Here is a 22,471-nt window from a genome sequence, read left to right as displayed (position 1 = left end):
GCCGCTGACAGGAGTACGTATGTCCGAAGATATCTTTGATGCCATCATCGTGGGTGCAGGTCTGGCGGGTTCGGTTGCGGCGCTGGTGCTGGCTCGGGAGGGCGCACAGGTGCTGGTTATCGAGCGCGGCAATTCTGCTGGCGCGAAGAATGTCACCGGTGGGCGCATGTATGCGCATAGCCTGGAGAACATCATTCCCGGCTTTGCTGAGCGGGCCCCCATTGAACGCATCATCACCCACGAAAAACTCGCCTTTATGACCGACAAAGGGGCGATGACCATCGACTATTGCAACGGCGAAGACGCCAAATCGTCGCAGGTTTCTTACTCTGTCTTACGCAGTAAATTTGACGCCTGGCTGATGGAACAGGCCGAAGAGGCGGGCGCTCAGCTCATCACCGGTATCCGCGTGGATAACGTTGTGCAGCGCGAGGGCAAAGTCGTGGGCGTGGAAGCCGATGGCGATATTCTGGAAGCCAAAGTGGTGATCCTTGCCGACGGAGTGAATTCTCTGTTGGCTGAAAAGTTGGGTATGGCAAAGCGCGTCGAGGCATCGCATGTTGCCGTCGGCGTAAAAGAGCTGATCGAGTTGCCGAAATCGGTAATTGAAGATCGTTTCCAGTTACAAGGGAACGAAGGGGCTGCCTGTCTGTTTGCCGGATCGCCCACCGATGGGTTGATGGGGGGTGGCTTTCTCTATACGAATGAAACGACCCTTTCTCTGGGACTGGTCTGCGGCCTTCATCATCTGAAAGATGCGAAAAAATCGGTTCCGCAAATGCTGGAAGATTTCAAACAGCATCCGGCGGTTGCCCCGCTGATCGCCGGTGGCAAGCTGGTGGAATATGCCGCGCACGTCGTACCGGAAGCCGGTATTAACATGCAGCCAGAACTGGTGGGGGACGGCGTATTGATTGCTGGTGACGCTGCCGGAATGTGTATGAACCTCGGCTTTACCATTCGCGGTATGGATCTCGCCATATCCGCAGGTGAAGCGGCGGCGAAAACGGTGCTTTCCGCAATGAAGCGCGACGATTTTAGCAAGCAGTCGCTGGGGGAATACCGTCAGCATCTGGACGAAGGCCCGATGCGCGATATGCGCATGTATCAGAAGCTACCCGCTTTTCTTGATAACCCACGCATGTTTACCGCTTATCCGGAAATGGCGGTCAGCATTGCGCGCGACCTGTTCACCGTGGATGGTTCGGCACCGGTGCCAATGCGTAAAAAAATCCTGCGCCATGCGAAGAAAGTGGGCTTCATCAACCTGATGAAAGATGGCCTGAAAGGAGTGACCGTATTATGACATCTCCCGTCAACGTGGACGTCAAACTGGGCGTCAATAAGTTCAATGTGGATGAAGACAGTCCGCATATCATTCTCAAAACCGATCCTGATAAACAGGCGCTGGAGGTGCTGATTAAGGCCTGTCCGGCTGGCCTGTATAAAAAGCAGGATGACGGTAGCGTACGTTTTGATTATGCCGGATGCCTGGAATGCGGAACGTGCCGCATTCTAGGACTGGATACAGCGCTGGAAAAATGGGAATACCCGCGTGGGACGTTTGGCGTGGAGTTCCGCTACGGCTAAACCTGGTGCCGGATGGCGGCTTCGCCTTATCCGGCCTACAGGAACAATGCGTAGGCCTGATAAGCGTAACGTCATCAGGCATTAAGTTAAAATAAAACAGGACATAACCATGCAGCAGCCCAGGAACTTTGATGACATCAAATTCACCTCTATTCACCGCCGGATAATGCTGTGGGGAAGCGGTGGGCCGTTTCTGGATGGTTATGTGCTGGTGATGATTGGCGTGGCACTGGAACAGCTCACGCCAGCATTGAAACTGGATGCGCAGTGGATTGGTCTGCTGGGCGCCGGTACGCTCGCGGGTCTGTTTGTGGGAACGTCGCTGTTTGGCTACATTTCCGACAAGGTCGGGCGGCGCAAAATGTTCATTATCGATATTATCGCCATTGGCGTGATATCGGCGGCAACCATGTTTGTCTCCTCGCCCGTTGAGTTGTTGGTAATGCGCGTGCTGATCGGCATTGTGATTGGTGCCGACTACCCGATCGCCACCTCGATGATCACCGAGTTCTCCAATACCCGCCAGCGCGCTTTCTCCATCGGTTTTATCGCCGCTATGTGGTATGTCGGCGCCACCTGTGCCGATCTGGTCGGCTACTGGTTGTATGATGTTGAGGGCGGATGGCGCTGGATGTTGGGCAGCGCGGTGATCCCCTGCATTTTGATCCTGATTGGGCGTTTCGATCTTCCTGAATCGCCGCGCTGGCTGCTGCGTAAAGGTCGGGTGAAAGAGTGTGAGGAGATGATGATCAAACTGTTCGGCGAACCGGTGGTGTTCGACGAAGAAGCGCCGCAGGAGACGCGCTTTCTTCAGCTATTTAATCGCCGTCATTTCCCGTTTGTACTGTTTGTCGCCGCTATCTGGACTTGTCAGGTGATCCCGATGTTTGCCATTTATACCTTTGGTCCGCAGATTGTGGGGCTGCTGGGGCTTGGTGCCGGGAAAAGCGCCGCGTTGGGAAATGTGGTAATCAGCTTGTGCTTTATGTTGGGATGCATTCCTCCCATGTTCTGGCTCAATAGCGCGGGCCGACGACCGCTGTTAATTGGCAGCTTCATTATGATGACGCTGGCGCTGGCCGTGCTGGGGTTAATCCCTGATATGGGCGCGTGGCTGGTGGTGCTGGCGTTTGCCGTATACGCGTTTTTCTCTGGGGGACCAGGAAACCTGCAATGGCTATACCCTAACGAACTGTTTCCCACTGATATTCGTGCGTCTGCCGTCGGGGTGATTATGTCCTTAAGCCGTATCGGCACCATTGTTTCAACCTGGGCGCTGCCAGTGTTCATCACCAAATACGGGATCAGTAATGTCATGTTGATGGGGGCGGGAATTTCGCTGATCGGCCTGCTCGTGTCCATCGCTTTCGCCCCGGAAACGCGAGGTCTGACGCTGGCGCAAACCAGCCAAATGACGATCCGCAGTAAGCCCGTGACCAAGGCGGGTTATTAGGAGTGTTCTGTATTTTCCCTGCAACTCAGTCAGTTAGCCTACAGTTAACGGGTATATCACTGAAAACGACTGAAAAGCAGGGAGAACACCATGCAAAAACATATTCTGATCACCTCTATTTTTACCGCAGCAGCACTGTTCACCGTAGCCGGTTGCTCCTCGAACCAGGCGGTTAAAACGACCGATGGCAAAACAATCGTGACCGACGGCAAACCGCAAGTTGATGATGATACAGGCCTGGTGTCGTACAAAAATGCGCAAACGGGTAAGACGGAACAAATTAACCGCGATCAGGTTAAAGATATGAGCGAACTGGATAACTAGTTCAGTTTTCTCCATTCAACCACTCAATAATATTGACTGTTAGCCTGCGGATTAACTGACTAAACTCACTGTTATTACAATAATGCAGTGAAACAGGCTAATCATGATCCTCATCATTTATGCGCATCCCTATCCGCAGCACTCGCATGCGAATAAGCGGATGCTTGAACAGGCAAGGATGCTGGAGGGCGTGGAGATCCGCTCGCTCTACCAGCTCTACCCCGACTTCAATATCGATATTGCCGCTGAACAGGATGCGCTGGCGCGCGCTGATTTGATTATCTGGCAGCATCCTATGCAATGGTATAGCACACCTCCCTTACTCAAGCTGTGGATGGATAAGGTCCTTTCGCACGGTTGGGCATATGGCCACGGCGGGACTGCGCTCCACGGTAAACATCTGCTGTGGGCAGTGACGACCGGCGGCGGCGAAAACCACTTTGATATTGGCTCCCATCCCGGATTTGATGTGCTTTCCCAGCCCTTACAGGCAACGGCGCTCTACTGTGGCCTCAAATGGCTGCCGCCGTTTGCGATGCACTGTACGTTTATCTGTGATGATGAAACTCTGCAGGCGCAGGCGCGTCATTACAAACAGCGTCTGTTGGAGTGGCAGGAGGTTCATCATGGATAACCATACGCTAATACAGGCGCTGATTTATCTCGGATCGGCGGCGCTGATTGTCCCCATTGCCGTGCGACTGGGGCTAGGGTCAGTGCTGGGGTATCTCATCGCAGGGTGCATTATTGGATCCTGGGGCCTGAGGATGGTGACCGACGCTGAATCAATCCTGCATTTTGCCGAGATCGGCGTGGTATTGATGCTGTTTGTCATCGGTCTGGAGCTGGATCCGCAACGTTTGTGGAAACTGCGGGCCTCGGTGTTCGGTGGTGGTGCGCTGCAGATGGTGGTTTGCGGCGGTCTGATTGGTTTGTTCTGTATGTTCCTCGGCCTGCGCTGGCAGGTAGCGGAACTGATCGGCATGACGCTGGCGCTTTCCTCCACGGCTATTGCTATGCAGGCAATGAATGAGCGAAACCTGATGGTTTCGCAAATGGGACGCAGCGCGTTTGCCGTGCTGTTGTTCCAGGATATCGCCGCTATTCCTCTGGTGGCGATGATCCCATTACTTGCGGCGAGCGGCGCATCGACAACGCTTGGGGCGTTTGCGCTCTCCGCCCTTAAAGTGGCGAGCGCCCTGGTGCTGGTGGTGTTGCTGGGGCGTTATGTGACGCGTCCGGCCTTGCGTTTTGTCGCTCGTTCTGGCCTGCGGGAAGTATTCAGTGCCGTTGCGCTGTTCCTCGTTTTTGGCTTCGGTCTGCTGTTGGAAGAGGTTGGACTGTCGATGGCGATGGGGGCGTTCCTGGCTGGCGTGCTGCTGGCAAGCTCTGAGTATCGTCACGCGCTGGAAAGCGATATCGAGCCATTTAAAGGGCTGCTGCTGGGACTGTTTTTCATCGGCGTCGGGATGTCTATCGACTTTGGTACGCTGATTGATAATCCCTTGCGCATTATCATTCTGTTGGTCGGTTTCCTGGTTATCAAAACCGTCATGCTGTGGCTGATAGCGAAACCCTTACAGGTGCCGAACAAGCAGCGCAGATGGTTTGCCGTGTTATTAGGGCAGGGCAGTGAGTTTGCCTTCGTGGTGTTTGGCGCAGCGCAAATGGCAAACGTGCTTGATCCTGATTGGGCGAAATCTCTGACGCTGGCGGTGGCGCTGTCGATGGCGGCGACGCCGATTTTACTGGTAATTCTGACGCGTCTGGAAAAATCGGCGACCGGTGAAGAGCGGGAAGCAGATGAAATCGACGAGGAACAACCTCGGGTGATCATCGCCGGGTTTGGGCGATTTGGTCAGATAACCGGTCGTCTGTTGTTGTCGAGCGGGGTCAAAATGGTGGTTCTTGATCATGACCCGGACCATATCGAAACGCTGCGTAAATTCGGCATGAAGGTTTTCTATGGCGATGCGACGCGGATGGATCTGCTGGAGTCTGCCGGGGCGGCTAAAGCTGAAGTTATTATTAACGCTATTGATGATCCGCAAACCAGCCTGCAGCTGACCGAAATGGTGAAACAGTATTTCCCGCATCTGCAAATTATTGCCCGTGCGCGCGACGTGGATCATTACATTCGCCTGCGCCAGGCTGGCGTGGAGATGCCGGAACGTGAAACCTTTGAGGGCGCGCTGAAGACCGGACGTCTGGCACTGGAAGGTCTTGGGCTTGGACGCTATGAAGCGCGTGAGCGGGCCGATGTATTCCGCCGCTTCAACACGCTGATGGTTGAGGAGATGGTGAAAGGAGAAAATGACGCAACGTCCCGCGCGGCGGTATATAAACGCACCAGCGAAATGCTGAGTGAAATTATTGCGGAAGATCGTCAGCACTTATCATTAATTCAACGCCATGGCTGGCAAGGCACGGATGAAGGTAAGCATACGGGCGACGTCGCCGATGAGCCGGAAGTGAAACCGTCAGCATAGGGTAAAAAATGTGATGTTCTGCAAACTTTACTGCTAATTGGCTGTTTTTGAACTACTGTAATGCTGGCGTACCACCTTAAATAGGTCGGTTCGCCAGCAGAACGGAAAATTTTCATGCTCATCCTCTTTCCGCCAGTCGACGAAAGATTGCGCTTTCCGTATAGTGGCGACAATTTTTTTGTATCCGGGAAACATTCAATGATCAGTCTGATTGCGGCGTTAGCGGTAGATCGCGTCATCGGTATGGAAAATGCCATGCCATGGAACCTACCTGCCGATCTCGCCTGGTTTAAACGTAATACCTTAAACAAGCCGGTTGTCATGGGACGCCACACGTGGGAATCCATCGGGCGACCGTTGCCAGGGCGCAAAAATATCGTCATCAGCAGCAAGCCTGGCACCGACGATCGCGTGCAGTGGGTGAAGTCTGTTGAGGAAGCGATCGCGGCCTGTGGCGATGAACCTGAAATCATGGTTATTGGCGGTGGGCGTGTGTATGAGCAGTTCCTGCCGAAAGCGCAGAAACTGTATCTGACACACATTGATGCGGAAGTTGAAGGGGATACGCATTTCCCGGACTACGAACCGGATGACTGGGAATCGGTGTTCAGTGAATTCCACGATGCTGACGCGCAAAACTCCCACAGCTACTGCTTCGAGATTTTGGAACGTCGTTAATGTGGATGCCTGATGGCGTTGCGCTAATCAGGCCTACAGATTGCACATTCGTTTGCCGGATAAGGTGTAAGCACCGCCATCCGGCAGACGACTATCAGGCGTTGACGGCCTCGCCGGGATCCAGATTCAGATGGCGATTTGATGGCTGTACAAAGTACTGTTTGTCTTCCCAGCGCAGACAGGTGAGATCCCCGCCCCAGCAACACCCCGTATCTAACGCGTAAATACCTTCTGGCGTACCTTTGCCCTCCAGCGATGCCCAGTGCCCGAATGCAATGCTATAGGCTTCACTGACCGGTCCAGGAATGGCAAACCACGGCTTCAGCGGGGCAGGCGCATCTTCTGGCGACTCTTTGCTGTACATGTCCAACTGACCGTTGGGGAAGCAGTAACGCATGCGGGTAAACGCGTTGGTAATAAAACGCAGGCGCGCCAGCCCCGTCAGCTCCGGGGTCCAGTTATTTGGCATGTCGCCGTACATGGCATCAAGGAAGAATGGATAAGAGTCGCTCGACAGCACGGCTTCAACATCGCGAGCACAGTCCTTCGCCGTCTGCAGATCCCACTGTGGGGTAATCCCTGCATGCGCCATGACCAGTTTCTTCTCTTCATCAACCTGCAACAGCGGCTGACGACGTAGCCAGTTAAGCAGCGTGTCAGCATCCGGTGCCTCAAGCAGCGGCGTGAGCCGGTCTTTCGGTTTATTACGGCTGATGCCAGCAAACACGGCCAGCAGGTGTAAATCGTGATTACCGAGGACTAACCGCACGCTGTCGCCCAGCGATTTAACGTAGCGCAAAACGTCTAACGACCCTGGCCCACGCGCGACCAGATCGCCGGTGAGCCATAAGGTGTCTTGTTCTGGATTAAAGTCAACCTGGTGCAGCAAGGCTACCAGTTCATCGTAACAACCGTGAACGTCGCCAATGAGGTATGTTGCCATAGCTATTGTTTTAATGAATGAGTGTAGGAACGGCGAGTCGGAACACGGGAATGTCGATGGTAAAGGCGATCCCTTGCTCATCGATCATTTCGTAATGACCCTGCATGGTGCCCAGCGGTGTTTCAATCACCGCACCGCTGGTGTACTGGTACTCTTCGCCAGGTTCGATGTGGGGCTGAACGCCAACCACGCCTTCGCCCTGAACTTCGGTTTCACGGCCATGACCATTGGTGATCAACCAATAACGCCCCAACAGCTGCACAGGCGCTCGCCCCAAATTGCGGATAGTCACGGTATAAGCAAAAACGTAACGTTCATCATCAGGTGAGGATTGCGCCTCAATGTAGACGCTTTGTACCTGAATGCACACTCGGGGCGAATTGATCATGTTTAACTCTCCTTCGATGGCGCGTTTTCTGACAGATAGTTAGCCATCCGGCAGTATTGCGCGACAGAGATATTTTCCGCTCGCATCGCCGGATCAACGCCCAGCTCTGTCAGTACTTCAACGCTAAACAGGTTGCCGAGACTATTACGTACCGTTTTGCGACGCTGATTAAACGCTTCAGTGGTAATACGGCTCAGCACACGAACATCTTTAACGGGGTACGGCATTGTCGCGTGAGGGACCAGACGCACCACGGCGGAATCGACTTTAGGCGCAGGCGTAAATGCGGATGGCGGCACTTCAAGTACCGGGATCACATTGCAGTAATACTGCGCCATGACGCTTAATCGACCATACGCTTTACTGTTTGGCCCTGCAACCAGACGGTTAACCACCTCTTTTTGCAACATGAAATGCATGTCGGCGATGGCATCAGTATAGGAAAAAAGATGGAACATGAGCGGCGTGGAGATGTTATACGGCAGGTTGCCGAATACGCGCAGCGGCTGACCCATCGTTTGTGCGAGTTCGCCGAAGTTCATGGTCATGGCATCTTGCTGATAAATCGTCAGCTTCGGCCCTAAAAACGGGTGTGTTTGCAGGCGGGCGGCAAGATCGCGGTCCAGCTCAATGACCGTGAGCTTGTCCAGGCGTTCGCCTACAGGTTCGGTCAACGCTGCCAGGCCCGGGCCGATTTCGACCATAGCCTGACCTTTCTGCGGGTTGATAGCAGAGACAATACTTTCGATCACAAACTGATCGTTGAGGAAGTTTTGCCCGAAACGTTTACGGGCTAAGTGGCCCTGATGGACTCGATTATTCATTGGTATTAACAATCATTTTGATGGCGAGATTAAGCGCCGTAATAAAACTGCCGACATCTGCTTGCCCACGACCCGCAAGTTCAAGCGCGGTGCCGTGATCGACGGATGTGCGAATAAAGGGCAGGCCCAGCGTGATATTCACACCGCGACCAAATCCCTGGTATTTTAGCACGGGGAGACCCTGATCGTGGTACATTGCCAGCACGGCATCCGCGTGGTCGAGATATTTGGGCTGAAACAGCGTATCTGCGGGCAGCGGGCCGTTTAATTTCATCCCCTGCGCACGCAGTTCATCAAGGACCGGAATGAGGGTGTCTATCTCTTCCGTTCCCATATGACCACCTTCACCGGCATGCGGGTTAAGACCGCACACCAGAATATGCGGATCGGCAATGCCAAACTTGGTGCGCAAATCATGATGCAAAATACCGATCACTTCCTTAAGCAGAGCAGGCGTAATGGCGTCGGCAACGGCTCTGAGCGGCAAATGAGTGGTTGCCAGGGCAACGCGCAGCGCTTCAGTCGCCAGCATCATGACGACTTTCTTCGCCTGTGAGCGCTCTTCAAAAAACTCGGTATGTCCGGTAAACGGGACGCCTGCGTCATTGATTACGCCCTTGTGTACCGGACCGGTAATCAGCGCCGCAAACTCACCTTGCAGACAACCATCGCAGGCGCGAGCCAGCGTATCCACCACATATTGTCCGTTCTCTACCGCCAACTGACCCGCGATAACAGGCGCCCGCAGAGCAATCGGCAACAGCGTCAACGTACCTGCTGATTGCGGTCTGGCTGGGGTATCTGGAGAGTATGGGAGGAGTGAAAGCGGTAAACCGAGCATTGCTGCCCGGTCACTGAGGAGTGCGGCATCCGCACAGACAACGAGTTCTACAGGCCACTCACGCTGGGCGAGCTGAACCACCAGGTCCGGGCCAATCCCGGCGGGTTCGCCGGGAGTGATCACAACGCGTTGAATACGAGTCATTAGTTGCTCAGAACTTTAACGTAGGCGCTGGCGCGCTGTTCCTGCATCCAGGTCGCAGCTTCTTCCGAGAATTTACGGTTCATCAGCATACGATAAGCTCTGTCTTTCTGCGCCGCGTCAGTTTTATCAACGTTACGCGTGTCCAGCAGCTCGATCAGATGCCACCCGAAAGAGGAGTGCACCGGGGTACTCATCTGGCCTTTCTGAAGTTTGGTCAGCGCATCGCGGAAAGCGGGATCGAAAATATCCGCTGCAGCCCAGCCCAGATCGCCGCCCTGGTTGGCAGAACCCGGATCCTGAGAAAACTCTTTAGCCGCTGCCGCGAAGGTTGTTTTACCGCTCTTAATATCAGCTGCGATTTGTTCCAGCTTCAGACGCGCCTGTTGATCGGTCATGATCGGCGATGGCTTGAGCAGAATATGGCGGGCATGAACTTCAGTCACGGAGATGCTCTGGCTTTGACCACGCATATCGTTGACTTTCAGGATGTGGAAGCCGACACCAGAACGAATTGGGCCAATGATATCGCCTTTTTTCGCGGTGCTTAGCGCCTGGGCAAAGATGCCCGGCAGCTCCTGAATACGTCCCCAACCCATCTGGCCGCCTTTCAGCGCCTGCTGGTCGGCGGAATAGGTGATAGCCAGTTTGCCGAAATCGCTACCGTTACGCGCTTCATCAACAACAGAGCGCGCCTGACTTTCAGCCGCGTTAACCTGGTCAGAAGTTGGGTTTTCTGGTAATGGGATCAGAATGTGACTCAGGTTCAGCTCGGTGCTGGCATCGTTTTGGTTGCCGACCTGCTGCGCCAGGGCATCCACTTCCTGAGGCAGGATAGTAACGCGACGGCGAACTTCGTTGTTACGCACTTCAGAGATGGTCATCTCTTTGCGGATCTGACTACGATAGGTCGAATAGCTTAAGCCATCCTGTGCCAGACGGCTGCGCATCTGATCCAGCGTCATATTGTTTTGCTTGGCGATGTTGGCAATCGCCTGATCCAGTTGCTCGTCAGAGATTTTAACACCCATCTTCTGACCCATCTGCAGGAGGATTTGATCCATGATCAAACGTTCCAGGATCTGATGACGCAGCGTGGCGTCGTCCGGTAACTGTTGACCAGCCTGACCCGCATTAAGTTTTACTGACTGCATTAAGCCATCGACGTCGCTTTCCAGAACGACGCCGTTATTGACGACGGCTGCGACTTTATCGACTACCTGTGGGGCAGCGAAACTGGTATTCGCGATCATGGCGATACCGAGAAGCAGCGTTTTCCAGTTCTTCATACTTTTTCCATTTCAATTAACCGCAAAGCGGATTACGTTGTAAATCAATCAGATCATAAAGAGCTTTGATACGGCAAAATGTTAGAACGCAACATTTGGTTGGTGCCGAGACCGTAGTTAGAACTCAGGCCGCGTAGTTCGATATTAAAGCCGATCGTGTTGTCATAAACTGCATGTTTCTGAGTGTCATCCCAGCCGTTCAGCTTACGTTCGTAGCCGAAGCGAATGGCGTAACAGCAGGAGTTGTACTGCAGACCCAGCATGGAATCCGCTTCTTTGTTCACGTTGGTATCAAAGTAGTAAGCCCCGACAATCGACCAGCGGTCGGCGATCGGGAAGCTTGCTACCGCACCCACCTGTGAAATCCCGTTTTTATACTGCTCTGCTGTAGAGTAGTAAGACGGCAGGGTTGCCTGGATATATTCAGAGCTGGCATAACGGTAGTTCAGCTGCAGCATACGGTTTTCGTCGCGGCGGTATTCGATACTGCTGCTGCTGGTTGCAACGCTGTCCAGACGCGTGTCGTACTGGATCCCACTGCGTAAACCCCAGCGATCGGAGATGCGCCAGTAGGTGTCGCCAGCCCATACCAGTGAGCCCGTTTTGTCGTCATTCTCCCATTTAATGTTGTCATCGCCGGTGCGAGACTCGGTGAAATAGTAGATTTGACCCACAGAAATATTAAAACGTTCAACGGCCGCGTCATCATAAACACGAGATGTGACCCCGGTCGTGACCTGGTTGGCAGACGCGATGCGGTCCAGACCGCCATAGGTACGATCGCGGAACAGGCCGCTGTAGTCAGATTGCAGCAGGGACGAGTCATAGTTATAGATATGACTTTGGTCGCGATACGGTACATACAGGTACTGAGCACGGGGCTCCAGCGTTTGGGTATAGCCCGGCGCCAACATGTTCATGTCGCGCTCGAAGATCATCTTGCCGTCAACTTTAAGCTGCGGCATGACGCGGTTGGCGGAATCATCGAGCTTGTTAACGTTACTCGGGTTGTTGTTGTACCAATCCAGGTTAGTTTGCTGATAGTGCGTTGCCAGCAGCTTCGCTTCGGTATTGATACTTCCCCAGTTATTCGACAATGGCAGGTTGATGGTCGGTTCGAGGTGAACACGCGTTGCTTCCGGCATGTTGTCGTTGGTATTAACGAAATGGACTGCCTGACCATAAATCCGGGTGTCAAACGGACCCACATCATTCTGGTAGTAGTTGACGTCTAACTGCGGCTGCGCAGAGTAACTGTTACTGTTTTGTGCGTCGAAGACCTGGAACTGCTTGGTCGAAACCGTCGCGTCAAAGTTTTGTACCGCATAGCCGACGCTGAATTTTTGCGTGGCGTAGCCGTCGGTACTGGAACCGTACTTGTTGTCAAAGTCGTTAAAGTAGCTGGTGTCGCTGACCTTGGTGTAGTCAACGTTGAAACGCCACACCTGATCCATCACACCAGAGTGTTGCCAGTAGAACAGCCAGCGGCGGGAATTGTCATCCTTCGGATGTTCATCCTCGTACACTTTATCGGAATTCAGATAGTCGAACTCCATCAGACCTGCACCCGCCTGGGTGAGGTAGCGGAATTCGTTCTCCCACATGATACCGCCACGACGGTGCATATAATGCGGCGTGATGGTGGCGTCCATATTGGGCGCAATGTTCCAATAATACGGGAGATAGAACTCAAAATAGTTATTGGTAGAGTATTTTGCGTTCGGGATCAGGAAACCAGAGCGACGCTTATCGCCGACGGGTAACTGTAAATAAGGACTGTAAAAGACCGGAACCGGACCCAGTTTAAAACGGGCGTTCCAGATCTCTGCGACCTGTTCTTCACGGTCGTGAATGACTTCGCTACCGACGACGCTCCAGGTATTGGAACCTGGCAGACAGGAGGTGAAGCTACCGTTTTCCAGAATGGTATAGCGGTTTTCCCCACGCTGCTTCATCAGATCGGCTTTTCCGCGCCCCTGACGGCCTACCATCTGATAATCACCTTCCCAGATGTTGGTATCTTTGGTATTCAGATTAGACCAACCCTTCGGCCCCTTCAGAATAACCTGATTGTCATCATAATGGACATTGCCCAGCGCATCGACGGTACGAACTGGCTCCGGCTGGCCTTCTGCCTGCTTCTGATGAAGCTGCACTTCGTCGGCCTGCAGGCGGCTGTTACCCTGTGCGATGTCCACATTGCCGGTAAACACCGCGTCATCCGGGTAATTCCCTTTCGCGTTGTCAGCAGTGATGGTGACGGGTAATTCATTAGTCTCGCCCTGTACCAGAGGACGGTCATAGCTTGGCACGCCCAGCATACACTGTGAGGCGAGATCGGCTGCCAGACCCTGATGGCTATAGAGGGCGCTGGCAATCATGGTGGCCAGAAGAGTGGGAATACGTTTTTTCATACGTTGTATTTATTGTTCCATCATCAGTAGCGTCGCGCGTGACAAACGGTCACAGCCTAACTTATCTCATCTTCACTTCGCTAGTATTAATCCTGCCCATTTTATCCCGCCACCTTTCAAGCTGCATCTTCGTTCCAGACGAATTGGTCACTGCGTTGCCGCCTTGTTGCAACTCGAAATCCAACGGGTATAGCGTTTGTGGTGTTAGGCACGGCATAGAATGACAGGTATGATAATGCAAATTATAGGCGATGTCCCACAATTGACCGCAGCCGTAAATCGGTAAAAGCACCTTATATTGTGGGACATATCCTGGCTGAGAGCAGAAAGATTTGGGGAGTCTATGCAGTATTGGGGAAAGATAATTGGTGTCGCCGTGGCCTTAATGATGGGCGGCGGCTTCTGGGGTGTGGTTCTGGGCCTGTTAGTTGGCCACATGTTCGACAAAGCCCGCATGCGCAAAATGGCGTGGTTTGCCAACCAGCGTGAACGCCAGGCGCTGTTTTTTGCCACCACTTTTGAGGTGATGGGGCATCTGACCAAATCCAAAGGTCGCGTCACGGAAGCCGATATCCATATCGCCAGTCAATTGATGGATCGAATGAATTTGCACGGCGACTCGCGTACCGCCGCGCAACATGCCTTCCGGGTGGGAAAATCGGACAATTACCCATTACGTGAAAAAATGCGTCAGTTTCGCAGCGTCTGTTTTGGTCGCTTCGATCTGATCCGCATGTTTCTGGAGATTCAGATTCAGGCGGCTTTTGCCGATGGGTCGTTGCATCCGAACGAGCGTGAAGTGCTGTATGTGATTGCTGAAGAGTTGGGGATCTCACGTACCCAATTTGATCAGTTTCTGCGCATGATGCAGGGCGGCGCCCAGTTTGGCGGCGGATATCAGCAGCAGTCCGGCGGCGGTGGCTGGCAGCAGGCGCAACGCGGTCCGACGCTGGAAGACGCCTGCAATGTGCTGGGTGTGAAAGCGACCGATGATGCGACCACCATTAAGCGCGCATACCGTAAGCTGATGAGCGAGCACCATCCGGACAAACTGGTGGCGAAAGGTCTGCCGCCAGAAATGATGGAAATGGCGAAGCAAAAAGCGCAGGAAATTCAAAAAGCTTACGAGCTAATTAAAGAACAGAAAGGTTTTAAATAATCGTTATGCCGGATGGCAGCTAGCGCCTTATCCGGCCTACGTTAATGAATGTAGGCCGGGCAAGCGAAGCACCCGGTCTAAATGGGTCCTGCGTTTAAAAATCTGCCGGAACTTTAAACGTCATACTGTTGCCGTATTCGGGATGCGTGATAGTTAACATCTCTGCATGCAGCAGCAGGCGCGGCGCTAACGCCAGGGCCTGTGGCGGGGCGTAGAAGCGGTCGCCCAGGATCGGATGCCCTAATGCCAGCATATGCACACGCAACTGGTGGGAGCGTCCAGTAATGGGTTTGAGCACGACCCGGGCGGTGTTATCTTCCGCAAACTCCACCACTTCATACTCGGTCTGCGCCGATTTTCCGGTCTCATAACACACTTTCTGCTTTGGCCGATTCGGCCAGTCGCAAATCAGCGGTAAATCAACCAGCCCCTCGGCCGGAGCGGGATGTCCCCAGATGCGTGCGACATACTGTTTCTTCGGCTCGCGTTCGCGAAACTGGCGCTTTAGCTCGCGCTCTGCCGCTTTAGTTAGCGCCACTACAATCACGCCGCTGGTTGCCATATCCAGACGATGTACGGATTCAGCCTGCGGGTAATCGCGCTGAATACGCGTCATCACGCTGTCTTTGTGTTCATCCAGACGACCCGGCACGGACAACAAGCCGCTCGGCTTGTTGACCACCATAATGTGCTCATCCTGATACAGGATAACCAGCCAGGGTTCCTGCGGCGGATTATAGTTTTCCATCCCCATGTCAGGCTCCGTTACTGATGCGTCACGACGATCAGGCGCAGGGCATCCAGACGCCATCCCGCCTGATCCAGGCTTTCCATCACCTGCTGACGATTGCTTTCAATGGCGCTGAGTTCGTCATCACGGATGTTCGGGTTAACGGCACGCAGCGCTTCCAGACGGGAGAGTTCAGCCGTCAGCTTCTCGTCCGCTTCTTTGCGCGCCGCGTCGATCAGCGCGCGGGCCGATTTTTCTACCTGCGCTTCACCGAGTTGCAGAATGGCATGCACATCCTGCTGAACGGCGTTGACCAGTTTACTGCCGGTGTGGCGGTTAACGGTGCTGAGCTGACGGTTAAAGGTTTCGAATTCAACCTGCGCGGCAAGGTTGTTGCCGTTTTTGTCCAGCAGCATGCGTACCGGGGTTGGCGGCAGGAAGCGGTTTAACTGCAGCTGTTTTGGCGCTTGCGCTTCAACGACGTAGACCAGTTCAACCAGCAGAGTACCGACTGGTAATGCTTTGTTTTTCAGCAAAGAAATGGTGCTGCTTCCGGTGTCGCCGGAGAGGATCAGATCCAGACCATTACGGATCAGCGGATGCTCCCAGGTAATAAACTGCGCGTCTTCACGCGACAGGGCAACATCACGCTCAAACGTAATGGTGCAGCCATCTTCCGGCAGCCCAGGGAAATCCGGCACCAGCATATGATCGGACGGTGTCAGTACGATCAAATTGTCGCCACGGTCATCCTGATTAATACCAACGATATCAAACAGGTTCATGGCGAAGGCGATCAGGCTGGTATCGTCGTCCTGTTCTTCAATACTCTCAGCCAGCGCCAGCGCTTTTTCGCCGCCGTTAGAGTGGATCTCCAGCAGGCGATCGCGACCTTGCTCCAGCTGTGCTTTCAGCGCGTCATGCTGTTCGCGACAGGTTTTGATCAGATCGTCAAAGCCATCGGTGTTTTCTGGCTCAGCCAGGTAGCCGATCAGATTGTTATATACTGTGTCATAGATGGTACGTCCGGTCGGGCAAGTGTGTTCGAACGCATCCAGACCTTCGTGGTACCAACGCACCAGCACGGATTGCGCGGTTTTTTCCAGGTATGGAACGTGGATCTGGATATCATGCACCTGACCAATACGGTCCAGACGGCCAATACGCTGTTCCAGCAGGTCCGGATTGAACGGCAGATCAAACATCACCAGATGGCTGGCGAACTGGAAGTTACGCCCTTCGGAGCCGATTTCAGAGCACAGCATCACCTGGGCGCCGCTATCTTCTTCGCTAAACCAGGCCGCAGCGCGGTCACGTTCAATGATCGACATCCCTTCATGGAACACGGCGGCGCGGATACCTTCGCGCTCGCGCAGAACCTGCTCCAGCTGAAGCGCAGTGGTGGCTTTCGCGCAGATGACCAGAACTTTTTGCGAGCGGTGGCTGGTCAGGTAGCCCATCAGCCATTCCACGCGCGGGTCAAAGTTCCACCAGGTGCCGGTGTCGCCTTCGAATTCCTGATAAATCTGCTCCGGGTAGAGCATGTCGCGCGCGCGGTCTTCCGCACTCTTGCGCGCGCCCATAATGCCGGAGACTTTAATGGCCGTCTGGTATTGGGTTGGCAACGGCAATTTGATGGTATGCAGCTCGCGTTTAGGGAAGCCTTTCACACCGTTACGGGTATTTCGGAACAGCACGCGGCTGGTGCCGTGGCGGTCCATCAGCATCGAAACCAGCTCCTGACGCGCGCTCTGGGCGTCTTCGCTGTCGCTGTTTGCCGCTTGCAGTAACGGCTCAATGTCCTGTTCGCCAATCATGTCACCTAACATGTTCAGCTCATTGTTACTCAGCTTGTTGCCAGCCAGTAACATGGCGACGGCGTCGGCGACCGGCCGGTAATTTTTCTGTTCTTCAACAAACTGGGCGAAATCGTGGAAGCGGCTTGGATCCAGTAGACGCAGGCGCGCAAAGTGGCTTTCCAGGCCCAGCTGTTCCGGCGTTGCGGTCAGCAGCAGGATGCCCGGTACGCGCTCTGCCAACTGCTCAACCGCCATATATTCACGGCTGGGCGCGTCTTCGCTCCACACCAGGTGATGGGCTTCATCGACAATCAGCAGATCCCATTCAGCATCACACAGGTGCTCCAGACGCTGTTTACTGCGACGGGCAAAGTCCAGCGAACAGATAACCAACTGTTCGGTTTCAAACGGGTTGTAGGCATCGTGCTGCGCTTCGGCATAACGCTCATCATCAAACAGCGCAAAGCGCAGGTTGAAACGACGCAGCATTTCGACCAGCCACTGGTGTTGTAACGTCTCCGGGACGATGATCAGCACGCGCTCCGCGGCGCCTGACAGCAGCTGTTGATGCAGGATCATCCCTGCTTCAATGGTTTTACCTAAACCCACTTCGTCTGCCAGCAACACGCGAGGGGCATGACGACGGCCGACATCATGGGCAATGTTGAGCTGGTGGGGGATCAGGCTGGTACGTTGACCACGCAAGCCACTCCACGGCATACGGTACTGTTCGCTCTGAAATTTACGTGCGCGATAGCGCAGCGCAAAGCGGTCCATACGGTCAATCTGGCCGGCAAACAGGCGATCCTGGGGTTTACTGAAAACCAGTTTGCTGTCGAGCAGCACTTCACGCAGCGTTACACCGGTTTCTTCGGTATCAAGGCGGGTTCCGATATAGGCAAGCAGGCCATTTTCTTCTTTTACTTCATCGACATGCAGTTGCCAGCCTTCATGGCTCGTTATCGTGTCACCAGGGTTGAACATCACGCGGGTCACGGGGGAATCACTGCGCGCATACAGACGGTTTTCACCCGTCGATGAGAAAAGTAAAGTGACAGTTCGCGCATCCATGGCGACAACAGTACCAAGTCCCAATTCGCTTTCTGTATCGCTGATCCAGCGTTGACCAAGTGTAAAAGGCATATATGTTCGGCTCTATATCTTTAATTGCAGGCAATACTCGTCATTTTCCGGGCTAGTCCCCGTTATTGAGAGCATACGACCCCGCTACCAGGCTAATAAATCAGTGGTAGGGGTGTTAAATGGGTCCAGGAATGGAAAGGGCGCTATGGTACTGGATGGCGGCGGTTTCGTCACGCGTCAAAATAACCCCAGTTGTCCTGTGAGTAGTGTAGCAAAATTATCGTCAATAAAGGGAAGAATTCCCTCGGCAACCGGCTGGATCTGGCGGGTCAGATAATGCTCGTAATCAAGTGCAGATAGCTGATAATCAACAGGTTCAGGTCCATTTATCGTCCAGACATATTTAATCGTGCCACGATTCTGATACTGCTGCGGACGCCCCAGTTTGACGTTCTGCTCATCGGCGAGCCGTGCGGCGCGAACGTGCGGCGGAACATTCCGCTGGTATTCGCTCAACGGGCGGCGCAGGCGTTTGCGGTACACCAGGTGTTCATCCAGTTCACCCGCCATCAGACGGTCGATAGTCTCGCGAACAAACTCTTGATAAGGCTCGTTACGAAAAATTCGCAGGTACAGCTCCTGCTGAAACTGCTGGGCCAGCGGCGTCCAGTCGGTGCGTACCGTTTCCAGACCTTTAAAGACCATGCGTTGCTCAGCGCCTGACTGAATCATTCCGGCGTAGCGTTTTTTGCTGCCGGTATCTGCACCGCGAATGGTCGGCATCAGAAAGCGACAAAAGTGGGTTTCAAATTCCAGCTCCAGCGCGCTGGTCAGGTTTTGCTGCTTCAGCGATTGCGCCCACCAGTTGTTGACATAGCTCACCAGCTCCCGACCAATCCGGGCCGCATCGTCTTCCGAGTGCGCCTTTTTAAGCCAGACAAAGGTGGAGTCGGTGTCGCCATAGATGACGTCGTAACCCTGAGCCTCAATCAGCGCTTTGGTCTGACGCATGATCGCGTGACCGCGCATGGTGATAGACGAAGCCAGCCTCGGGTCGAAAAAGCGGCAGGCGGTGGTGCCAAGCACGCCGTAAAACGCGTTCATGATGATTTTCAGCGCCTGTGAGAGCGGCTTATTGCCGCGGCGTTTGGCTTCATCACGCCCATGCCAGATCTGGGTAACAATTTCCGGCAGACAGTGCTTTTCGCGTGAGAACCAGGCGTCAAGGAACCCCTCGGTACTGTGTTCTCGATCCGGCTGTGCCATCCCTTCGATAAGTCCCACTGGATCGATCAAAAAAGTACGAATAATTGACGGGTACAGGCTTTTGTAATCCAGCACCAGCACGGAGTCGTACAAACCCGGGCGCGAGTCCATCACGTAGCCACCGGGGCTGGCGTGCGCGGGAACTTCCCCCAGATTCGGTGCCACATAGCCCGCCCGGTGCATTCGCGGTAGGTAGAGATGGCCGAAGGCGGCTACGGAACCGCCGTGCCGGTCGACCGGCAGGCCGTTTACCGTCGATCGTTCCAGCAAAAATGGCATGATCTCGGTTTTATGAAAAATACGCGTGACCAGCTCACAGTCTTTGAGATTGTAGGTGGCGAGTGCGGGCTTATCCTGGGCAAACCGGCGATCTATTTCGTCCATCCTGTCCCAGGGATTATCTATCGACTTCCCTTCGCCCAGCAGCTCCTGTGACACCGTTTCCAGCGAAAAGGATGAGAAATTCCAGAATGCGGATTTAAGCGCCTCAATGCCGTCGATAATCAGGCGACCTTTAGCCTGCGCGAAGAATACGCCGTTTTTGAAGCCATGTTCGCGCCACTCCAGCTCGCTATTGTCACGGCCAAAACGCAGGGGAATGCGGTAACGTTCAGCATGCTTTTGCAGGACGCGTAAATCGAATTGCACGACGTTCCAGCCGATTACCACATCAGGATCGTGACGGGCAATCCAGTCGTTGAGCTTTTCCAGTAACTGCGGGCGGCTTGCGACATATTCAAGTTCAAAATCCAGCGCTGAGGCATCGCCGTTTGCCGGACCGAGCATGTAGACAATACGCTGCCCACAGCCTTCAAGGCCGATACAGTAGAGTTCGCCGTGGCGCGTGGTTTCGATATCCAGCGAGACCCATTTCAGCGGCGGTCGATAGTCAGGGTTCGGCTTCAACCGGGCATTAACCAGCGTACCGTTATGTCTGTCGCCTTCAACCCAAACAGGCGAGGTGATAAAACGCTCCATCAGATACCGTTCCGGCGGACGCACGTCGGCCTCGTAGACGGTAATTGCGTTTTCACGCAGCAGCTTTTCCAGCCGCATGAGCTGGCGATGTGAGCGGCAATACAGGCCGGAAACGGGCTGGCGGTGGAAGTCTTGCAATTGCAGCGGCGTCAGACGATAGCCGTTTTCATTGCGTAATAATGACGCTACGCGGGGAACCTGACTGACAGGAATAAACGCGACCGACTCCTGAGGCGCGAGCGTGACCTGTAGCGGCCCGTCGTCTGTAGCCAGCCAGAATGTGACCTCAGTTCCCTGCGGGGTGTCCCGCCAGTGCCGGGTTAAAATAAAGCCTGCCTGCGCCACGCTGCGTATCCATTAAAAAACCAGGCATTATTATAGCCTGGTTTACACGATTGTACTGTTATTTTGTACAGTTAAAAATGAGAGCTGCGGGCAGTTATTGTGACAATAAAAGTAAAATGCCCTCCGCAGTAAAAGTGTTACAGGATAGAGGTTGGTATTTAATAAATGAATGCCTTAATTGAAAACTCTTCCTTGAATTATTTTATTGGCCTGTCATGGCTATTTTTATTTATTATTGTTTTGTAATTATGTTTGTTTCATTAATTGGAAGTCCGTTTCAGGATTTTTATGTCATTTTCGGAATCGTGCTTGTACGGTTTTGTTACTCATCCCTCGGTTCAGGAAAAATGGTTCTTTTTTTTATTTGTTTTTATTCATGGTTAGTGTAACTATTTTAATCAAACACTCGAGTTACCAGGTTGAATATAATATATTTTTATGGCTTGCTATTGTCTGGATAAAAACGGATTTTCGGTTCGATTTCGTCGGGAATATCTCTCTGTATAATTTGATTTTTATCGCTGAATATAATTTTATTCATCAGATAGCTCGGGTGTTTTATATCAATAGCTTGGGTGCGTAGTGTTATGGAGGCCTATTATGGATATTTATACTCAGGCGTTACAGGTAGGATATGATCACTATTTATTTGTTAATACTCAGGTATCTAACCCTACAATTAAATCAGTAAGTCAATATATTGAGTATAGAACATGGTCAGGTCAAATTTGGCGTACTGAGATTATTGAACGTGGGAATGCTTTCTTTCACTGGCAAGGGCATGACAGAATAAATGGTCATCGTGATACGGTGATTAATTATCTGTTGAATGGACAGCGCTGGCAGTCAACGATTACAGATTACATTTTCTTTCATTCACTGGATGGTGAAGAGGCGCAGGGACATTATGACAACGTGATTAAATACGTTTGTGCTAATAACTGTGTGTATCGAAGTGCGTTTGCGGAATATATAAAGGAATAACCAGAGAGCGCGCCACCGAGATTTCGGGCGCGCTCAGATTGTTTTCACTGGCCGTAGTAGGCTTTTGCGCCGTGTTTACGCAGGTAGTGTTTATCTAACAGGGTTTGCTGCATATCCGGCAATTGCGGCGCGAGCTGGCGACAGAAGATCCCCATGTAGGCGACTTCTTCCAGCACGATGGCGTTGTGTACCGCATCTTCGGCGTTTTTTCCCCAGGCAAACGGACCGTGAGAGTGCACCAGCACGCCAGGCATCTGCGAAGCGTTAATGCCTTGTTTCTCAAAGGTTTCAACGATCACGTTACCGGTTTCCCACTCATATTCGCCGTTGATTTCTTCCTCGGTCATTTTCCGTGTGCAGGGAATCGATCCGTAGAAATAGTCCGCATGAGTGGTACCCGTGGCTGGAATCGACTGGCCCGCCTGCGCCCAGATGGTCGCATGACGCGAATGGGTATGAACAATGCCACCAATGGTCGGGAATGCCTGATACAGCAGACGGTGCGTTGGGGTATCGGAGGAGGGTTTCTTCGTACCTTCTACAACCTCACCGGTGGCGATACTGACTACGACCATATCTTCTGCGGTCATAACGCTGTAATCGACCCCGGATGGTTTAATCACAAACACGCCGCGCTCGCGGTCGACGGCACTCACGTTCCCCCAGGTCAAGGTAACCAGGTGGTGCTTAGGCAACGCCAGATTGGCTTCCAGCACCTGACGTTTGAGATCTTCTAACATGTTGATTCCTCTG

At 53.3% G+C, this 22,471-nt stretch carries 19 protein-coding genes; 9 read left to right on the top strand and 10 right to left on the bottom strand.

Features of this window, described 5'->3' with window-relative positions; genetic code table 11:
• The first annotated feature begins 19 nt into the window (after positions 1–19).
• The 7 genes from KQJ19_RS03595 (at position 20) to folA (ending at position 6,534) form a co-directional block, all read left to right on the top strand.
• Complete coding sequence (locus tag KQJ19_RS03595) at positions 20–1,306, top strand: FAD-dependent oxidoreductase (RefSeq protein ID WP_216403352.1); 1,287 nt, start codon at positions 20–22, stop codon at positions 1,304–1,306.
• Positions 1,303–1,590, top strand: coding sequence for a ferredoxin-like protein FixX (gene fixX, locus KQJ19_RS03590; protein ID WP_000203736.1), 288 nt, complete (start codon positions 1,303–1,305; stop codon positions 1,588–1,590). The genes KQJ19_RS03595 and fixX overlap by 4 nt, the downstream gene beginning before the upstream one ends.
• A gap of 109 nt (positions 1,591–1,699) precedes the next feature.
• Entirely contained in the window at positions 1,700–3,043 is a 1,344-nt protein-coding gene (locus tag KQJ19_RS03585) for an MFS transporter (RefSeq protein ID WP_103848062.1), read from the top strand.
• A 90-nt stretch (positions 3,044–3,133) separates the two neighbouring features.
• A complete protein-coding gene (locus tag KQJ19_RS03580; RefSeq protein WP_003018880.1) occupies positions 3,134–3,367 on the top strand; it encodes a YgdI/YgdR family lipoprotein in 234 nt (77 codons plus the stop codon).
• A 103-nt stretch (positions 3,368–3,470) separates the two neighbouring features.
• Entirely contained in the window at positions 3,471–4,001 is a 531-nt protein-coding gene (gene kefF / locus KQJ19_RS03575; RefSeq protein WP_016151660.1) for a glutathione-regulated potassium-efflux system oxidoreductase KefF, read from the top strand.
• Positions 3,994–5,856, top strand: a complete 1,863-nt coding sequence (gene kefC / locus KQJ19_RS03570; RefSeq protein WP_216403351.1) for a glutathione-regulated potassium-efflux system protein KefC — start codon at positions 3,994–3,996, stop codon at positions 5,854–5,856. The genes kefF and kefC overlap by 8 nt, the downstream gene beginning before the upstream one ends.
• Before the next feature lie 198 nt (positions 5,857–6,054).
• Positions 6,055–6,534 carry a type 3 dihydrofolate reductase gene (folA, locus tag KQJ19_RS03565; protein ID WP_016151662.1) on the top strand — a complete coding sequence of 160 codons (480 nt, stop codon included), beginning with the start codon at positions 6,055–6,057 and terminating at the stop codon, positions 6,532–6,534.
• A 94-nt stretch (positions 6,535–6,628) separates the two neighbouring features.
• Here folA and apaH read toward each other — a convergent pair whose 3' ends face one another.
• From apaH to lptD, 6 genes are read right to left on the bottom strand one after another with little or no spacing between them, the layout of a single operon-like run.
• A complete protein-coding gene (gene apaH, locus KQJ19_RS03560) occupies positions 6,629–7,477 on the bottom strand; it encodes a bis(5'-nucleosyl)-tetraphosphatase (symmetrical) ApaH (protein ID WP_016151663.1) in 849 nt (282 codons plus the stop codon).
• Between the two features lie 10 nt (positions 7,478–7,487).
• Positions 7,488–7,865, bottom strand: coding sequence for a Co2+/Mg2+ efflux protein ApaG (gene apaG, locus KQJ19_RS03555; RefSeq protein ID WP_003018867.1), 378 nt, complete (start codon positions 7,863–7,865; stop codon positions 7,488–7,490).
• Between the two features lie 2 nt (positions 7,866–7,867).
• Positions 7,868–8,689 (bottom strand): 16S rRNA (adenine(1518)-N(6)/adenine(1519)-N(6))-dimethyltransferase RsmA, encoded by an 822-nt coding sequence (rsmA, locus tag KQJ19_RS03550; protein WP_003018865.1) that lies wholly within the window; start codon positions 8,687–8,689, stop codon positions 7,868–7,870.
• The gene (gene pdxA / locus KQJ19_RS03545) at positions 8,682–9,674 is read right to left on the bottom strand and encodes a 4-hydroxythreonine-4-phosphate dehydrogenase PdxA (RefSeq protein WP_016151664.1); all 993 of its coding nucleotides are present in this window, start codon (positions 9,672–9,674) and stop codon (positions 8,682–8,684) included. Before pdxA ends, rsmA begins: the two co-directional genes overlap by 8 nt.
• The gene (gene surA, locus KQJ19_RS03540; protein ID WP_103928899.1) at positions 9,674–10,960 is read right to left on the bottom strand and encodes a peptidylprolyl isomerase SurA; all 1,287 of its coding nucleotides are present in this window, start codon (positions 10,958–10,960) and stop codon (positions 9,674–9,676) included. Before surA ends, pdxA begins: the two co-directional genes overlap by 1 nt.
• Positions 10,961–11,013: 53 nt before the next feature.
• Positions 11,014–13,374, bottom strand: a complete 2,361-nt coding sequence (gene lptD / locus KQJ19_RS03535; RefSeq protein WP_153689732.1) for an LPS assembly protein LptD — start codon at positions 13,372–13,374, stop codon at positions 11,014–11,016.
• A gap of 343 nt (positions 13,375–13,717) precedes the next feature.
• Between lptD and djlA the strand changes: the two genes are divergently transcribed.
• Positions 13,718–14,533, top strand: a complete 816-nt coding sequence (djlA, locus tag KQJ19_RS03530; RefSeq protein WP_005124510.1) for a co-chaperone DjlA — start codon at positions 13,718–13,720, stop codon at positions 14,531–14,533.
• A 94-nt stretch (positions 14,534–14,627) separates the two neighbouring features.
• Here djlA and rluA read toward each other — a convergent pair whose 3' ends face one another.
• The 3 genes from rluA to polB form a co-directional block, all read right to left on the bottom strand.
• Positions 14,628–15,287: a bifunctional tRNA pseudouridine(32) synthase/23S rRNA pseudouridine(746) synthase RluA gene (gene rluA / locus KQJ19_RS03525; RefSeq protein ID WP_200046636.1), complete on the bottom strand. Its 660-nt coding sequence runs from the start codon at positions 15,285–15,287 to the stop codon at positions 14,628–14,630.
• A gap of 11 nt (positions 15,288–15,298) precedes the next feature.
• Complete coding sequence (gene rapA / locus KQJ19_RS03520; protein WP_216403350.1) at positions 15,299–18,205, bottom strand: RNA polymerase-associated protein RapA; 2,907 nt, start codon at positions 18,203–18,205, stop codon at positions 15,299–15,301.
• Between the two features lie 177 nt (positions 18,206–18,382).
• Positions 18,383–20,734, bottom strand: a complete 2,352-nt coding sequence (polB, locus tag KQJ19_RS03515) for a DNA polymerase II (RefSeq protein ID WP_080859379.1) — start codon at positions 20,732–20,734, stop codon at positions 18,383–18,385.
• Between the two features lie 600 nt (positions 20,735–21,334).
• On the opposite strand from polB, the gene KQJ19_RS03510 reads away from it, so the two are divergent.
• Positions 21,335–21,718 carry a DUF4751 family protein gene (locus KQJ19_RS03510; protein WP_200080195.1) on the top strand — a complete coding sequence of 128 codons (384 nt, stop codon included), beginning with the start codon at positions 21,335–21,337 and terminating at the stop codon, positions 21,716–21,718.
• Between the two features lie 44 nt (positions 21,719–21,762).
• Here KQJ19_RS03510 and araD read toward each other — a convergent pair whose 3' ends face one another.
• Positions 21,763–22,458, bottom strand: a complete 696-nt coding sequence (gene araD / locus KQJ19_RS03505) for an L-ribulose-5-phosphate 4-epimerase (RefSeq protein WP_216403349.1) — start codon at positions 22,456–22,458, stop codon at positions 21,763–21,765.
• Positions 22,459–22,471 lie beyond the last annotated feature (13 nt).

The organism is Citrobacter sp. S46_ASV_140, assembly GCF_018919545.1.
GTDB lineage: Bacteria > Pseudomonadota > Gammaproteobacteria > Enterobacterales > Enterobacteriaceae > Citrobacter > Citrobacter braakii.
Note: the sequence above shows the minus strand (reverse complement) of the source record. Positions and strands in the feature narration are given on the sequence as shown.

Excerpts from the sequence above, each read along its gene's own strand:
- KQJ19_RS03595 (WP_216403352.1), top strand. The coding sequence starts at position 20 with ATGTCCGAAGATATCTTTGATGCCATCATCGTGGGTGCAGGTCTGGCG.
- fixX (WP_000203736.1), top strand. The coding sequence starts at position 1,303 with ATGACATCTCCCGTCAACGTGGACGTCAAACTGGGCGTCAATAAGTTC.
- KQJ19_RS03585 (WP_103848062.1), top strand. The coding sequence starts at position 1,700 with ATGCAGCAGCCCAGGAACTTTGATGACATCAAATTCACCTCTATTCAC.
- KQJ19_RS03580 (WP_003018880.1), top strand. The coding sequence starts at position 3,134 with ATGCAAAAACATATTCTGATCACCTCTATTTTTACCGCAGCAGCACTG.
- kefF (WP_016151660.1), top strand. The coding sequence starts at position 3,471 with ATGATCCTCATCATTTATGCGCATCCCTATCCGCAGCACTCGCATGCG.
- kefC (WP_216403351.1), top strand. The coding sequence starts at position 3,994 with ATGGATAACCATACGCTAATACAGGCGCTGATTTATCTCGGATCGGCG.
- folA (WP_016151662.1), top strand. The coding sequence starts at position 6,055 with ATGATCAGTCTGATTGCGGCGTTAGCGGTAGATCGCGTCATCGGTATG.
- apaH (WP_016151663.1), bottom strand. The coding sequence starts at position 7,477 with ATGGCAACATACCTCATTGGCGACGTTCACGGTTGTTACGATGAACTG.
- apaG (WP_003018867.1), bottom strand. The coding sequence starts at position 7,865 with ATGATCAATTCGCCCCGAGTGTGCATTCAGGTACAAAGCGTCTACATT.
- rsmA (WP_003018865.1), bottom strand. The coding sequence starts at position 8,689 with ATGAATAATCGAGTCCATCAGGGCCACTTAGCCCGTAAACGTTTCGGG.
- pdxA (WP_016151664.1), bottom strand. The coding sequence starts at position 9,674 with ATGACTCGTATTCAACGCGTTGTGATCACTCCCGGCGAACCCGCCGGG.
- surA (WP_103928899.1), bottom strand. The coding sequence starts at position 10,960 with ATGAAGAACTGGAAAACGCTGCTTCTCGGTATCGCCATGATCGCGAAT.
- lptD (WP_153689732.1), bottom strand. The coding sequence starts at position 13,374 with ATGAAAAAACGTATTCCCACTCTTCTGGCCACCATGATTGCCAGCGCC.
- djlA (WP_005124510.1), top strand. The coding sequence starts at position 13,718 with ATGCAGTATTGGGGAAAGATAATTGGTGTCGCCGTGGCCTTAATGATG.
- rluA (WP_200046636.1), bottom strand. The coding sequence starts at position 15,287 with ATGGGGATGGAAAACTATAATCCGCCGCAGGAACCCTGGCTGGTTATC.
- rapA (WP_216403350.1), bottom strand. The coding sequence starts at position 18,205 with ATGCCTTTTACACTTGGTCAACGCTGGATCAGCGATACAGAAAGCGAA.
- KQJ19_RS03510 (WP_200080195.1), top strand. The coding sequence starts at position 21,335 with ATGGATATTTATACTCAGGCGTTACAGGTAGGATATGATCACTATTTA.
- araD (WP_216403349.1), bottom strand. The coding sequence starts at position 22,458 with ATGTTAGAAGATCTCAAACGTCAGGTGCTGGAAGCCAATCTGGCGTTG.